The sequence below is a fragment of the Pantoea sp. S62 genome (assembly GCF_016658625.1).
GTDB classification, from domain to species: domain Bacteria; phylum Pseudomonadota; class Gammaproteobacteria; order Enterobacterales; family Enterobacteriaceae; genus Pantoea; species Pantoea vagans.
The window spans coordinates 392,106-405,800 of the sequence record NZ_JACVVI010000003.1; the positions used below are offsets into that span (position 1 = coordinate 392,106).

At 56.0% G+C, this 13,695-nt stretch carries 14 protein-coding genes; 9 read left to right on the forward strand and 5 right to left on the reverse strand.

Annotation, left to right across the window (positions count from 1 at the left end; all coding sequences use genetic code 11):
- The first annotated feature begins 25 nt into the window (after nt 1-25).
- Nucleotides 26-1,453 (forward strand): 16S rRNA (cytosine(1407)-C(5))-methyltransferase RsmF, encoded by a 1,428-nt coding sequence (gene rsmF, locus IBT54_RS06945; protein WP_201251870.1) that lies wholly within the window; start codon nt 26-28, stop codon nt 1,451-1,453.
- Nucleotide 1,454: 1 nt separating this feature from the next.
- On the opposite strand, the gene IBT54_RS06950 is transcribed toward rsmF, so the two are convergent.
- The 4 genes from IBT54_RS06950 to IBT54_RS06965 all read right to left on the reverse strand — a co-directional run bounded on the left by IBT54_RS06950 (nt 1,455) and on the right by IBT54_RS06965 (nt 6,257).
- Complete coding sequence (locus IBT54_RS06950) at nt 1,455-2,102, reverse strand: metallophosphoesterase (protein WP_201251871.1); 648 nt, start codon at nt 2,100-2,102, stop codon at nt 1,455-1,457.
- A gap of 232 nt (nt 2,103-2,334) precedes the next feature.
- Nucleotides 2,335-2,583 carry a DUF1272 domain-containing protein gene (locus IBT54_RS06955; RefSeq protein ID WP_033783299.1) on the reverse strand — a complete coding sequence of 83 codons (249 nt, stop codon included), beginning with the start codon at nt 2,581-2,583 and terminating at the stop codon, nt 2,335-2,337.
- 150 nt (nt 2,584-2,733) lie between these two features.
- A complete protein-coding gene (locus IBT54_RS06960) occupies nt 2,734-4,092 on the reverse strand; it encodes an MFS transporter (RefSeq protein WP_201251872.1) in 1,359 nt (452 codons plus the stop codon).
- Nucleotides 4,093-4,226: 134 nt separating this feature from the next.
- Complete coding sequence (locus IBT54_RS06965) at nt 4,227-6,257, reverse strand: choline transporter (RefSeq protein WP_201251873.1); 2,031 nt, start codon at nt 6,255-6,257, stop codon at nt 4,227-4,229.
- 256 nt (nt 6,258-6,513) lie between these two features.
- Here IBT54_RS06965 and betI point away from each other — a divergent pair, with 256 nt between their 5' ends.
- The 8 genes from betI to IBT54_RS07005 all read left to right on the forward strand — a co-directional run bounded on the left by betI (nt 6,514) and on the right by IBT54_RS07005 (nt 13,461).
- Nucleotides 6,514-7,107 carry a transcriptional regulator BetI gene (betI, locus tag IBT54_RS06970; protein WP_013358120.1) on the forward strand — a complete coding sequence of 198 codons (594 nt, stop codon included), beginning with the start codon at nt 6,514-6,516 and terminating at the stop codon, nt 7,105-7,107.
- 14 nt (nt 7,108-7,121) lie between these two features.
- Entirely contained in the window at nt 7,122-8,594 is a 1,473-nt protein-coding gene (gene betB / locus IBT54_RS06975; protein ID WP_033783300.1) for a betaine-aldehyde dehydrogenase, read from the forward strand.
- A 23-nt stretch (nt 8,595-8,617) separates the two neighbouring features.
- On the forward strand, nt 8,618-10,300 hold the full coding sequence (gene betA / locus IBT54_RS06980) for a choline dehydrogenase (RefSeq protein ID WP_013358122.1): 1,683 nt from the start codon (nt 8,618-8,620) through the stop codon (nt 10,298-10,300).
- A 430-nt stretch (nt 10,301-10,730) separates the two neighbouring features.
- Complete coding sequence (mdtJ, locus tag IBT54_RS06985) at nt 10,731-11,081, forward strand: multidrug/spermidine efflux SMR transporter subunit MdtJ (RefSeq protein ID WP_013358123.1); 351 nt, start codon at nt 10,731-10,733, stop codon at nt 11,079-11,081.
- A complete protein-coding gene (mdtI, locus tag IBT54_RS06990) occupies nt 11,068-11,397 on the forward strand; it encodes a multidrug/spermidine efflux SMR transporter subunit MdtI (protein WP_095707087.1) in 330 nt (109 codons plus the stop codon). Before mdtJ ends, mdtI begins: the two co-directional genes overlap by 14 nt.
- A 200-nt stretch (nt 11,398-11,597) precedes the next feature.
- Nucleotides 11,598-12,740 (forward strand): acyltransferase, encoded by a 1,143-nt coding sequence (locus tag IBT54_RS06995; protein ID WP_201251874.1) that lies wholly within the window; start codon nt 11,598-11,600, stop codon nt 12,738-12,740.
- A gap of 158 nt (nt 12,741-12,898) precedes the next feature.
- Nucleotides 12,899-13,159, forward strand: a complete 261-nt coding sequence (locus IBT54_RS07000) for a hypothetical protein (RefSeq protein WP_013358126.1) — start codon at nt 12,899-12,901, stop codon at nt 13,157-13,159.
- 116 nt (nt 13,160-13,275) lie between these two features.
- Entirely contained in the window at nt 13,276-13,461 is a 186-nt protein-coding gene (locus IBT54_RS07005) for a hypothetical protein (RefSeq protein ID WP_013358127.1), read from the forward strand.
- A gap of 95 nt (nt 13,462-13,556) precedes the next feature.
- On the opposite strand, the gene IBT54_RS07010 is transcribed toward IBT54_RS07005, so the two are convergent.
- Complete coding sequence (locus tag IBT54_RS07010; RefSeq protein WP_013358128.1) at nt 13,557-13,694, reverse strand: hypothetical protein; 138 nt, start codon at nt 13,692-13,694, stop codon at nt 13,557-13,559.
- Nucleotide 13,695: the final 1 nt, after the last annotated feature.

The window sequence follows — 13,695 nt, forward strand, 5'->3', positions numbered from 1 at the left end:
CCTTTGCCTTAACTGGAATGTGCCCGTGTCAGATGCGTCTTCGTTTTTCCCCGCCGATTTTCTCTCATTAATGCGTCAGAGCCTGCCCGATGAGGCGAGCTTCACGCAGTTCATCGCTTACAGTCAGCAGCCCCTGCGCCGCAGTATTCGCGTCAATACCCTGAAGATCAGCGTGGCCGATTTTCTGAGCCAGACGGCGGGTTATGACTGGCAGCTGACGCCGGTGCCGTGGTGCGACGAGGGATTCTGGATCAGCCGGGAAGATGAGAGCCTGCCGCTGGGCAGCGTGGCTGAACATCTCAGCGGCCTGTTTTACATCCAGGAAGCCAGCTCCATGCTGCCGGTAACCGCCCTGTTTGACGCCCAGCCAGAGGTCAGCGCCGTGATGGATATGGCAGCGGCACCGGGTTCTAAAACCACCCAGATTGCGGCGCGGATGGGCAATCAGGGCGTTATCCTGGCAAACGAATTCTCCTCCAGCCGGGTAAAAGTGCTGCACGCTAATATCAGCCGCTGCGGCGTCAGCAACAGTGCGCTGACGCACTTTGACGCGCGGATCTTCGGGCCCGCCCTGCCGGAACAGTTCGACGCCATCCTGCTGGACGCGCCCTGCTCCGGCGAAGGAGTGATCCGCAAAGATTCGGATGCGCTGAAAAACTGGTCGCTGGCAAGCACCGAAGAGATCGCCGCGACCCAGCGCGATCTGCTCGACAGTGCCTTTCACGCACTCAAACCCGGTGGCACGCTGGTTTATTCAACCTGCACCCTGAATCAGATTGAGAATCAGCAGGTGATTGACTGGCTGTTGCAGCGCTATCCGGATGCGGTTGAGGTCGTGCCGCTCGACGGGCTGTTTGAGGGTGCCGAACGGGCCGCGACACCCGAGGGCTATCTGCATGTCTTCCCGCAGATGTTCGACAGCGAAGGCTTTTTCGTGGCGCGTCTGCGTAAAACCACATCAGTCGAGCCACTGCCTGTGCCGGGCTACAAAGTCGGCAAGCTGCCCTTCTCCCATCTCAGCCGTAAGCTGGAAAGTGAGATCGCACAGGCCGCCGCTGCTGTCTCTATCAAATGGGATGAGTCACTGGAACTCTGGCAGCGTGATAAAGAGATCTGGCTGTTCCCTAAAGCGGTCACCCCGCTGCTGGGCAAAGTGCGCTTCTCGCGCATTGGCCTGAAGCTGGCAGAAACCTTTGCCAAAGGCTATCGCTGGCAACATGAAGCGGTGATAGCACTGGCGCAACCTGATGCGACGCAGACCTTTGAGCTCACGGGGGCAGAAGCAGAAGAGTGGTATCGCGGCCGCGATATCTATCCGGAAACTGCCCCGGCAAACAATGAGATGATTGTGACCTGGCAGCAGCAGCCGCTGGGGCTGGCGAAGAAAGTCGGCAGTCGCATCAAGAACAGCTATCCACGCGAACTGGTGCGTGACGGCCGCCTGTTCCGCTGAGTCACTTTAGTTGCAGCATCGTCAGATGATTGCCAAACACTGCGCCGGTATCGATGTAATGCAGATTGGCAATCGTCAGCGGCTGTTTCAGCGGAGTATGACCGAAGTAAAAGGCATCTGCGCCAGGGATGCCCGCCTGCTCACCTGACTCCATCTCCTCCAGTCGCTGACGGCTCCAGACCACCTTTTGCCAGTCGAGTGGCTTATTCAGCGCGTATTCCCGTGCCGGATAGTCCGCATGAGCAATCACAACAGTGCGCTCACCCAATTGCAGATGCAGTATCAGCGGCAGTTCACGACAGTGCCGCAACGCGTGCCGTGCCGCGATTAACGCTGCGCCCCGCAGCCGAAAGAACCAGTCGCCCCCGTTCATCTGCCAGAGCGCCATGTCCTGTCCCTGTAACGCCGACACCGCCATCTCCTCATGATTGCCGCGCACGCAGCGAAACCAGGGCTCCTGCAGTAGCGCCAGACAGCCCAGGCTGTCGGGCCCGCGATCGATGATGTCGCCAACCGAAATCAGTAAATCCTGCTGCGGATCAAACTGATGTTGCTGCAACAGCGCATCAAGTTCGCGGCGGCAGCCATGCAGATCGCCAACGACCCAGATCTGTCGCCATGCTGCGCCATTCAGGAATTCATAATACATCGGTGCATGTGCCTCTCTGTGCTGAAAGTACCCTAAGAGTATAAGAGCTGACGGAGAACAGGAGTGAGGAGAGAGAAAGCAGGTTGTGACAGAAAAGGCGTCACACTGTCGGGAATGAAAGATTCGCCGGGCCTGAAAAGTACGTCCCTCCCGGCGCTTATCTCCGGCACTCAGTTAAGGTGGTAGCTCTGTCAGGGACGAAATTCATCATAACGACATCGGGCCGCGCAGGCTATTCTGCCTCTGACGTATTCGTCGTCATTTGAGATCGGCTGCGCATTTTAGCCGGATATTTCTGTAGCTTCTCTGCCGGACGCACCGGACGGCGCACCAGTTCACCACCGCAGTTGGGACAAACATGCGCGAAATGCTCATCGCAGTCAGCGCAGAAGGTGCATTCAAACGAGCAGATGCGTGCCGCCAGAGAGGATGGCGGCAGATCGACGTCGCAGCGTTCACAATTAGGGCGCAGTTCGAGCATGGTGTGACTCCTGAAGAAACGGGTTACCCAGCATCGTCGCTGCTGGCCCGAATGTCGAGCCAGCGACCGGACAGAAGTGAGCCAGATCCGGACATCATACATTTACCCCCCGCAGAGAGGGGCGAACAACGTGATGCCCTGTCGCGGCTATTAATGACGCTGATCTTCGCGAACATCACCGGGATGATCATCGGGCAACACCTCTTCATCAGCCGTATCAGCATCCTCCTCGCTCTCCACTTCCGGTTCCTGACCGCCCATCGACGCATGAATCACCTCCTCTTCCAGCGTCGGGATCAGCGCGGCACCCAGTGGCGAGGTCGCCAGACTGTCAGGCATGACCACGTGCGGCAACGGCACTTCGGTTGTCGGAAGCGGACCTGGCGCACGGACAAAACTCAGTCCGCCAATCACCAGCGCACAGAGCGCAAAGAAGAGATAAAGCATATTGCTGCCCAGCGGCTGCATCAGCGCACCCACCACCAGCGGGCCGATACTGGCACCAATACCAAACGCCATCAGCAGACAGGCGGTTAACGACACGCGGCGCTCGGCGGCAACCTGATCGTTGGCCAGCGCCACCTGCAACGGATAGAGCGCGAACTGCATCATGCTGGCGGCAAAGGCGATGCCGATCATCCAGTCAAACGTCAGATGCGGCAGCAGGATCAGCGGCACGCAGATGACGGCAAACAGCATCGCAATGATGAATAACAGCCGCTGACGATCGTAGCGGTCAGAAAGCCAGCTCAGCGGAAACTGCGACACCAGCCCGGCAAAGATCGTAAGACTCATAAAATAGCCGGTCTGGCTGGTGGTAAAGCCTTTGCTGCTGCCATAAACCGGTGCCAGACCGTAGAAGGCACCAATTACCATGCCGGTTACCAGCGTGGTGCCGAGCAGTTTGGGGATAGTGCGGATAAAATAGCCCAGCTCCATCGGGGCTGGCGTCATCGGCCTGACATGAGTGCGGGTGGTCAGCGCTATCGGCACCAGACAGAGCGCGAAACAGAGTGCGACAATCAGCAGCGTGCTGACACCAAATCCGGTCTGCAGGCTCAGTATCACCTGCCCGCCACTCAGTCCAAGGTAGGTCGCGACCATATATAAGCCGAAAATCATGCCACGCTGGGACGATTCCGCCTGATCGTTGAGCCAGCTCTCCAGCACCATGTACTGGCACATCATGCAGAGTCCGATAATCAGACGCAGAAAGACCCACAGCGGAATCAAGTCAGTCAGACCGTGACCCACCACAGAGGCGGTAATAATCCCGGCGCAGGCCACATAGGCGCGGATATGGCCGACGCGGGCGATCAGGTTGTGCCCCACCTTGCCGCCAATCACCAGCCCGATATAGTTTGCCGCGATAATCGCACCAATCAGCGCGCCGTTAACCTGCTCACTGGCCAGCCGCAGGGAGACATAGGTGGTCAGCAGACCGGAACCGAGCAGCATCAACAGCGTGGTGGTGTAGAGCGGCAGAAACGTACTGAATATTTTTCCCATATGACTCCCTGTCTATACCCTTCAGGCATCAGGCCAGCAAAGCCCTAAAGATAGACGATATCGGCAGGCGACGGCGTGTAACAACTCGTTGATGGCAAAAAAAAGCCCGCCAGCACACTGCTGGCGGGCCTGGTTTACACGCTCGGGAAGCTGATATTGCTGCCCGGCGCTTCACGGTTGAGATGGATGAAGTTCAGGTGTCGCTCATACTGATCCAGTATGTCGATGATCACCTGCTCTTTGCTGTAATCCATCAGGTCGTTACCCTGGCTGCCCTCCATCAGGAAGGTTTCCAGTCGGTAGTAGGTCGACTTACCGCTGCGGGCGCGATAGGTAAAGCCCGGAATCGAATATTGCTGCGGCCAGACCTGATAAATGAAGTCCTGCTCTTCGCCCAGATGGACGCGCAGATCCAGATAGCCAATCGGATTCGCCTCATCTGCTTCGACGCTTTCCAGCGTGACGCGGGCATCACGCAGTTCCAGCTCTTTCGCCACTTCCTGCATCGCCGGGAAAATGGTCTTTTCCATCATCTGCTGGGTATAACGCGAGCCAGGGTAGTTCATCAGGCGTGACAGACGCTTCTTCCAGGTCAGACGGTCGGTCGCATGCGCCAGATAGGGCGCGGTGTCGCGCGTCGCGCTGGCCCGGCGGTGATCCTCAATCTTCAGCGATTTAAACAGACCCGCCATCACAAAGAAGATAACAAAGCTGAACGGCAGCCCCATGATCACCGTGGTGTTCTGCAGGGCAGTAATCCCGTTAGTCATCAGCATGCTCAGCGTCAGCACCCCAATCCCCACGGACCAGAAGATGCGCAGCCAGTTCGGCGCATCGCTGTTAATGTCTTTCAGCCGCGAGGTGAAGTTACCCAGCACCAGCGAACCGGAATCCGCCGAGGTAACGTAGAACAGCATCCCGGTGATGGTGGCAACCGATGCGCTGAGTTTGAACGCCGGATACTGCGCCAGCAGGCTGTAGAAGCCGCGCTCCGCATGGTTCATCACTTCCTGCGCAAATTCCGTATTGCCGTGAATGATCTGGTACAGCGCGGCGTTACCGAATACGGACAGCCACAGCAGCGTAAAGGTAAACGGAATAATCAGCGTGCCCAGTACGAACTCACGGATAGTACGACCGCGTGAGATACGCGCCAGGAACAGGCCGACAAACGGTGACCAGGCCACCCACCACGCCCAGAAGAAGAGCGTCCAGCTGTTCATCCATTGAGTCGGGCGATCAAAGGCAAAGGTATTGAGCGTCATGCCCATGAAGCGGTTGATGTAATCGCCGACGTTCAGCACCAGCGCATTCAGCAGGAACTCCGTGTTGCCGAAGAACAGCACAAACAGAATCAGGCCCAGCGCCATGATCACGTTAAGTTCGGAGAGGAAACGAATCCCTTTATCCACACCCGACGTCACAGAGATGGTGGCGATCACCACGGAGAGGACAATCAGCGCAGTCTGCGCGGTCAGGCCTTCCGGGATATCAAACAGCACTTTCAGGCCGTAGTTGAGCTGCACGACCCCAATGCCGAGCGTAGTGGCGATACCAAAGATGGTGCCGACCACGGCTGCGATATCTACCGTGTGACCTATCGGACCATAGATGCGTTTACCGAAGATGGGATAGAGCGCCGAACGAATAGTCAGCGGCAGGTTATAACGGTAGCTGAAGTAGCCCAGCGCGATGCCCATCAGTGCATACATCGACCAGCCGGTCAGTCCGTAGTGGAACAGCGTCCAGACCATCGCCTGGCGGGCGGCTTCCAGCGTCTGCCCTGCTCCTTCCGGCGGCTGCATATATTGCGTCACCGGTTCGGCGACCGAGAAGAACATCAGGTCGATGCCGATCCCGGCGGCAAACAGCATGGCGGACCAGCTGAGCACACTGAATTCGGGTTTGGAGTGCTCCGGCCCGAGCTTAATCGAGCCAAAGCGTGAGCAGGCCATATAGAGCACAAAGACAATATAGAGGGTGGCAGCCAGCATGTAGTACCAGCCGAAGGTGGCGGAAACCCAATTGACCGCCTTGAGGATCCAGCTCGCGGCCAGTTCACTGTAGAGAATCGTCACAAGTGAAAACGTCAGAATCAATCCGGCAGAGGTATAAAATACAACGGGATTGAGTCTGTCTTTTTCACCGGCAGGTGGATTATTCATCAATTACCTCTGGTTAATATCCTGAAAATACGCAATGGATAACGTTTGCCGCTCACGGGGTTTTCAGGCCGTGCGGCCTCATCTCGTTCTGTCACTTCCTGTTTAAGCGCAGCGGCTGGTAAAGAGCTTAGCACTCATTACCGTTTCGCTTACGCTACATTTAAAGAACACTACCCTAACAAATTTTCTTTTTATATTGAACGTGCAATCAAAAAAAGATTTAATAGGGGCTCGATTTGAGGGTGGAGCTGGAGCTATGCCAAAGGTAGGGATGCAGCCGATACGTCGTCGGCAACTGATTGATGCGACCCTGAGCACGATTAATGAGATGGGGATTAATGATGCCACGATTGCCCAGATCGCCCGTCGGGCGGGGGTCTCTACCGGCATCATCAGTCACTACTTCAAAGACAAGAACGGTCTGCTGGAAGCCACGATGCGTGACGTGACGCGTCAGCTGCGCGAGGCGGTGCTGACGCGGCTGAAACCGCTGGCCGATGCCTCCGCAGAACAGCGGCTGTGCGCCATTGTCGACGGGAATTTTGATGAAACCCAGGTGCACACCGCAGTAATGAAAGCCTGGCTCGACTTCTGGTCGAGCAGCATGCATCAGCCCCAGCTCAACAGACTTGAGCGGGTCAGCAGCCGTCGGCTCTTCTCAACGCTGGTGGTCGAATTCCGTCGTGAACTGCCACTGGATAAAGCACGCCTGGCCGCACACGGCCTGGCGGCCCTGATCGACGGTCTGTGGCTGCGCGCCGCGCTGAGCGGTAAGCCATTCGATCCCGCTATCGCCCTCACACTGACCACCCAATTCATCCGTCAGCAACTGGCTGGCGAGCACGAATAACGGAAGGAGAAAACATGTCCAGATTCACCGAGCAGAAACTCTACATCGATGGCGCTTATGTTGCCGCAGCGTCTGGCGAAACGTTCCAGACGATCAATCCGGTCAACGGCGAAGTGCTGGCAGAGGTTCATGCCGCCGGCCAGGACGATGTCAATCGCGCCGTTGCTGCCGCCAGAAAAGGCCAGAAGGTCTGGGCCGCGATGACCGCCATGGAGCGTTCACGCATCCTGCGTCGCGCCGTCGATATTCTGCGTGAGCGTAATGATGAGCTGGCAGAGCTGGAAATGCTCGACACCGGTAAACCTTACAGCGAAACCTCCGCGGTCGATATCGTCACCGGTGCAGACGTGCTGGAGTACTACGCGGGTCTGGTTCCGGCGCTGGAAGGTCAGCAGATCCCCCTGCGTGAAACCTCCTTTGTTTATACCCGCCGCGAACCGCTGGGCGTGGTCGCCGGTATCGGTGCCTGGAACTACCCGATTCAGATCGCCCTGTGGAAATCCGCACCTGCACTGGCTGCGGGTAACGCGATGATTTTCAAACCCAGCGAAATGACCCCGCTTACCGCCCTGAAGCTGGCAGAAATCTACACCGAAGCGGGCCTGCCGGATGGCGTGTTTAACGTGCTGCCGGGCATCGGTTCGGTTACCGGTCAGTTACTGACTGAGCATCCAGGTATCGACAAAGTCTCCTTCACCGGCGGCGTTGTCAGCGGCAAAAAAGTGATGGCCAATGCTGCGGGTTCAACGCTGAAAGAGGTCACCATGGAGCTGGGCGGTAAATCACCGCTGATCATCTTCGATGATGCCGATCTCGATCTGGCCGCTGACATCGCCATGATGGCGAACTTCTACAGCTCCGGTCAGGTCTGCACCAACGGCACCCGCGTCTTTATTCCTGCAAAACTGCAGGCGGCGTTCGAGGCCAAAATCAGCGAACGCGTTGCCCGTATCAAAGCAGGCAACCTGCGTGACCCGGCCACCAACTTTGGTCCGCTGGTCAGCTTCAGCCATCGCGACAACGTGATGCGCTACATCGAGTCCGGCATTGCTGAAGGCGCACGCGTGCTGTGCGGCGGCAAACGTCTGACCGGTGGCGATTTCGACCAGGGTGCCTGGGTGGCACCGACCGTGTTCACCGACTGCCGGGATGAGATGAAGATTGTCCGTGAAGAGATCTTCGGGCCGGTGATGTCGATTCTGAGCTACGAAACCGAAGCAGAAGTGATCCGCCGCGCCAACGACACCGAATTCGGTCTGGCCGCCGGACTGGTGACGCAGGACCTTAATAAGGCGCACCGTGTGATTCATCAGATCGAAGCCGGTATCTGCTGGATCAACACCTGGGGCGAGTCCGCCGCAGAGATGCCGGTGGGCGGCTACAAGCATTCCGGCATTGGCCGCGAGAATGGTCTGATGACGCTGCAGAGCTACACCCAGGTGAAGTCAGTGCAGGTTGAGCTGACGCGTTTTCAGTCAGTCTTTTAATCACTTAACCTGAGGAACGACGAATGGAATTTGATTACATTATTATTGGAGCCGGATCCGCAGGAAACGTTCTGGCGACCCGCCTGACCGAAGAAAGCAATGTGAGCGTTCTGTTGCTGGAAGCGGGCGGCCCGGATTACCGTTTTGATTTTCGCACCCAGATGCCTGCGGCCCTTGCCTTCCCGCTGCAGGGAAAACGCTATAACTGGGCGTATGAAACCGAGCCAGAGCCTTACATGAACAACCGCCGCATGGAGTGTGGTCGCGGCAAAGGTCTGGGCGGTTCATCCCTGATTAACGGCATGTGTTACATCCGCGGCAACGCGATGGATCTGGATAACTGGGCCAGCGAGCCGGGACTGGAGAACTGGAGCTATCTGGACTGCCTGCCCTACTACCGTAAAGCGGAAACCCGTGATATCGGCCCGAACGACTTCCACGGCGGCGATGGCCCGGTGTGCGTTGCAACACCGAAAGCGGGCAATAACGTGCTGTTTGAAGCGATGATTGAGGCAGGCGTGCAGGCGGGTTATCCGCGCACCGACGACCTGAATGGTTACCAGCAGGAAGGTTTCGGTCCGATGGATCGTACCGTGACGCCAAAGGGTCGTCGTTCCAGCACCGCGCGTGGCTATCTCGATATGGCCAAAGGCCGCACTAACCTGAAGATCATTACGCATGCTACCACCGATCGCATCATCTTTGACGGTAAGCGCGCGGTCGGCGTGGAGTATCTGCAGGGCGACAGCAACACCATTAACAAAGTCACCGCTCGCCGTGAAGTGCTGCTGTGCGCGGGTGCTATCGCCTCGCCACAGATCCTGCAGCGTTCTGGCGTGGGTTCGCCTGAGCTGCTGAAGCAGTTCGACATCCCGCTGGTGCATGACCTGCCGGGCGTGGGTGAAAACCTGCAGGACCACCTGGAGATGTATCTGCAGTATGAATGTAAAGAGCCGGTTTCTATCTATCCTGCCCTGAAGTGGTGGAATCAGCCGAAGATCGGTGCAGAGTGGATGTTTAACGGCACCGGTATCGGCGCCAGCAACCAGTTTGAAGCAGGCGGCTTTATCCGCAGCCGCGAAGAGTTCACCTGGCCAAACATTCAGTATCACTTCCTGCCGGTGGCGATTAACTATAACGGGTCAAACGCCGTAGATGCTCACGGTTTTCAGTGTCACGTCGGCTCAATGCGTTCGCCAAGCCGCGGTCATGTGCGCCTGAAGTCACGCGATCCGCGTCGTCATCCGGCCATTCTGTTTAACTACATGTCACATGAGCAGGACTGGCACGAGTTCCGCGATGCAATCCGCATTACGCGCCAGATCATCAACCAGCCAGCGCTGGATAAGTATCGTGGCCGTGAAATCAGTCCGGGCCTGGATTGCCAGACCGATGAGCAGCTGGATGAGTTCGTACGTAACCACGGCGAAACCGCCTATCATCCTTGCGGCACCTGTAAGATGGGTAATGACCCGATGGCCGTCGTGGATGGCGAAGGACGTGTGCATGGATTGCAGGGATTACGCGTGGTGGATGCGTCGATTATGCCGCTGATCATCACCGGTAATCTGAACGCCACCACCATCATGATTGGTGAGAAGATTGCCGATAAGATTCGTGGACGCGATCCGTTGCCACGCAGCACTGCCTCTTACTATGTCGCGGGTGACGCGCCGGTTCGCACCGTGCCGCAGCGCGCAGAGTAATTAGTGACAGCGTCACTTAACAATCGCCGGGCACGCTGTTGCCCGGCTTTTTTTATGCAGGGTTTAACGGCCCCCCTTTTCCATACATCCTTTTACATAGCCTTCTTTTTTTCAAACCATCAAACCTTAACCTGCGTCAAATAAAGCAGCATCTGCTGTTGATTTCATGATGTGCGGAATGCTATAAATCCGGCGTGTATTTAACCGGAGGCACTATCCGTCCACTGATGAGAAGCAATAATGTGGATGCGTTGTAAATTTTATGAGCAGAATGTTCATGTCACATCTTACCCCCACCTTCCTTTCTGGCTGGAACGTCGCCGATCAGCACTGGCGTAACGCCCTGTAGTCCCCTCACCACTTCGACACTGTTCTGAGTCTGCCCCGTGTATTGTGGCAGGTCGTCATTTATCGTTGCTGGAGAGCATCCATGTTCGCCTGGATTTTATTATCACTCGCTATTGTTACTGAAATTATTGGTACCCTTTTCATGAAGTGGTCCAGCGTTAATGGCAGCCATTCAGGCTACCTGATGATGCTGGGCATGATTGCCTGTTCCTATATTCTGCTGAGTTTCGCCATCAAACGTATCGCGCTGGGCGTGGCTTATGCCCTGTGGGAAGGTATCGGCATCATGCTGATTACCTTATTCAGCGTGCAGCTGTTTGGTGAAGCGCTGTCCGCGCTGAAAATCTGCGGGCTGGTGACGCTGATCGTCGGGATTGTGTTGATCAAGACCGGCACCCAATCATCAGCGGAGGTTAATCATGGTCATGGCTGATTTTGTGCATGCCGCCTGGCTGGCGCTGGCGATCATGCTGGAGATTGCCGCCAACATATTCCTTAAATATTCTGACGGGTTTAAGAAACCGCTGCACGGCGTGCTGTCACTCTGCTGTGTCCTTCTCGCGTTCAGCGCACTGGCTCAGGCGGTCAAAGGTATCGATCTGTCGATTGCCTATGCCGTCTGGGGCGGTTTTGGCATCATCGCCACGGTTGCGGCCGGATGGGTGCTGTTTGGTCAGCGACTGAACCGCAAAGGCTGGGCGGGTCTGACCCTGCTGCTGGCCGGTATGATCCTGTTAAAGCTGGCCTGATGGATCCCCGCAATCAGTAATCCAGGTTAAGGGTGTGTCACTGCACGCCCTTAACTTACTGTGCTTTACCTCCCTTTCCCGATTGATTTTTCTCTCTTTCCTGTGCTCGGAATCCTCTTACTTTTGTAAAGGGCCGTTTACATATCTTTTGCCTTAAGGCTTAGTGAGCGCCAAAAGCCGGATAAAAACGAGGAAAAGTTATGTCTGCAACACGAGGTTGGTCAACGGAGCTGGAAGGATTACGCGGCATTGCCTCTCTCTGGGTTCTGGTTGGCCATATCAGCTTACTGGTTCATTGCCACATCACGCTGATTTCATCACCGGGCATCGGGGTCGACCTGTTTATTCTGTTATCGGGTTATCTGATGGCGAAAAACTACGTCGAGCGCCAGCAGAAGGAGCCATGGCAGAGCGCGGAGACGATTAAGAAGTTCTGGATCCGCCGCTTCTTTCGTATCGCCCCGCTCTACTATCTGCTGTTAATCATCGCCCTGATTTATGGCCCATGGTTTGGTGAGATGCGTGACACCATTGCGCATTTCTATTCCGGCACCGCCACGGAGTCGTCGCGTTACAACGACCAGTCACTGGCAAACATCCTGACTCACTTCAGCTTCCTGTTCGGCATGCTGCCCGAGTATGGGTTTAACACCGTGCTGCCAGACTGGAGCATTGGGCTGGAGATGCAGTTCTATCTGCTGTTCCCGTTCATCATGCTGGTCACGCTGCGCTTTGGTTATGCCGCCTCGCTGATTGGCATCATGGCGCTCTGCTGCGCCGGTCGCTATGTGCTGGCCGATTATTATGAAGCGTTTGAGATGCCTTCGATGATCCTGATTAAGCTGAACATGTTCCTGGCTGGAATGCTGCTGGCCGAAGCGATTCGCCGTAAATCCCTGCTCTATGTTGCCTTTGCGCTGCTTGGCCCGGTCGTCACCGTAGCGATTGGCATGGACGCGATTAAGCTGCAGGTGATTATGGAGGCGCTGATGATCGTCGGTATGGCGGCAATTCTGTGGCAATACCCGCAGGGCAGCATGATGGCTCAGCTGATTGCCCTGCCGCGTAAGCTGCTGAACAACCGCCTCAGCACCTGGCTGGGTGACGTCTCGTTCTCAGTCTATCTGCTGCACCTGCTGATTGTGATCCCGCGGATCGCCCTGCTGCTCACTCACACCGACATTGAGTATAAGAGCGATATGACACGCTTCCTGATTATCTGCGTTTCCGCTATCCCGGTAACCTATGCGCTGGCTTCTTTACTCTATAAGTATGTTGAGAAGCCCGGCATTCAGATGGGTAAGCGCGTGCTGAAGCCGAAGCTGGCCGATCAGACCAGCTAAGTTCGCTAATAATCATGATTAAGCCCCTGATTGGGGCTTTTTTTGCCTCTGGCGCTCGTTATCAGCCCTTCACAGGCATTGATGACGCGCCGTCGCCAGCATGCCTGCTGAGGTGAACTACAGTTTCCCGGTTAGCAATCTCACGCAAAGGAGAGAACATGAGCATTCAGCATCTGCTGCTATCCAGTGACGGTGGCGCGGTGATTATTGAAGCAGAACAACTCGAAAGCGAGCTGGTTATCCCACCCCATCTGCAGACCCTGAGCGGCGGTGAAGCTGACAGTGATACCGGCCATCGGGTGGCGGTCACAAAGCATTACTGTAAGGGACGCTACTATGCGGTTGCCCTGGATCGCCATGCGGCCAGTAATGAAATCGATGACGTGATTGACCTGCTGCATCCTGCCCCGCTGGATTAGCCTTTGTCGGCCACGCTGCCTTTAACGGCATGTTCCGCTGAGGCCACGGCGGGAAAACGGCCTGTTAATGCATTACCGCCACGCGGCATCACCATTTTCAGAAGAGGAAGAGCATTATGGAAAAGAAGAAGTGGTTTGTTTCCTACGTGATTAAGCCGAAAGGTGAAAATCATGTCACGACGCACGCCTTTATTGAGGGTGACAATGTTGAGGAGGCGCTTGAAGCCTTTATGTTTGAAACCAAAAAAAGCCTGTCGCTGGAAACTGAAGAGCTAACGCTGCTGTCGGTAAGTCTGGTGTAACTTCTGATTAACCTCGCGATAGCGGGGTTTTTCTGCCCTGTCTGAGGGTCATTTTCTATTTATTATACTTATAGTTTCCCTGGTGCGGCTTTCAGTTACTTAGTGGGATAAGGCCAGGCGTGATCCATGCCCATAGATGACATCAGGCCGGTCACAGCCAGATACGCCAGTATCAGGACAAACAGTACAATTGCAGCAATTTCAATGGATTTAAGTAAGTGATGCTTCGCCATA

Coding starts and splice junctions, on each gene's coding strand:
- IBT54_RS06950 (WP_201251871.1), bottom strand. CDS start 2,102: ATGTATTATGAATTCCTGAATGGCGCAGCATGGCGACAGATCTGGGTC.
- IBT54_RS06955 (WP_033783299.1), bottom strand. CDS start 2,583: ATGCTCGAACTGCGCCCTAATTGTGAACGCTGCGACGTCGATCTGCCG.
- IBT54_RS06960 (WP_201251872.1), bottom strand. CDS start 4,092: ATGGGAAAAATATTCAGTACGTTTCTGCCGCTCTACACCACCACGCTG.
- IBT54_RS06965 (WP_201251873.1), bottom strand. CDS start 6,257: ATGAATAATCCACCTGCCGGTGAAAAAGACAGACTCAATCCCGTTGTA.
- betI (WP_013358120.1), top strand. CDS start 6,514: ATGCCAAAGGTAGGGATGCAGCCGATACGTCGTCGGCAACTGATTGAT.
- betB (WP_033783300.1), top strand. CDS start 7,122: ATGTCCAGATTCACCGAGCAGAAACTCTACATCGATGGCGCTTATGTT.
- betA (WP_013358122.1), top strand. CDS start 8,618: ATGGAATTTGATTACATTATTATTGGAGCCGGATCCGCAGGAAACGTT.
- mdtJ (WP_013358123.1), top strand. CDS start 10,731: ATGTTCGCCTGGATTTTATTATCACTCGCTATTGTTACTGAAATTATT.
- mdtI (WP_095707087.1), top strand. CDS start 11,068: ATGGTCATGGCTGATTTTGTGCATGCCGCCTGGCTGGCGCTGGCGATC.
- IBT54_RS06995 (WP_201251874.1), top strand. CDS start 11,598: ATGTCTGCAACACGAGGTTGGTCAACGGAGCTGGAAGGATTACGCGGC.
- IBT54_RS07000 (WP_013358126.1), top strand. CDS start 12,899: ATGAGCATTCAGCATCTGCTGCTATCCAGTGACGGTGGCGCGGTGATT.
- IBT54_RS07005 (WP_013358127.1), top strand. CDS start 13,276: ATGGAAAAGAAGAAGTGGTTTGTTTCCTACGTGATTAAGCCGAAAGGT.
- IBT54_RS07010 (WP_013358128.1), bottom strand. CDS start 13,694: ATGGCGAAGCATCACTTACTTAAATCCATTGAAATTGCTGCAATTGTA.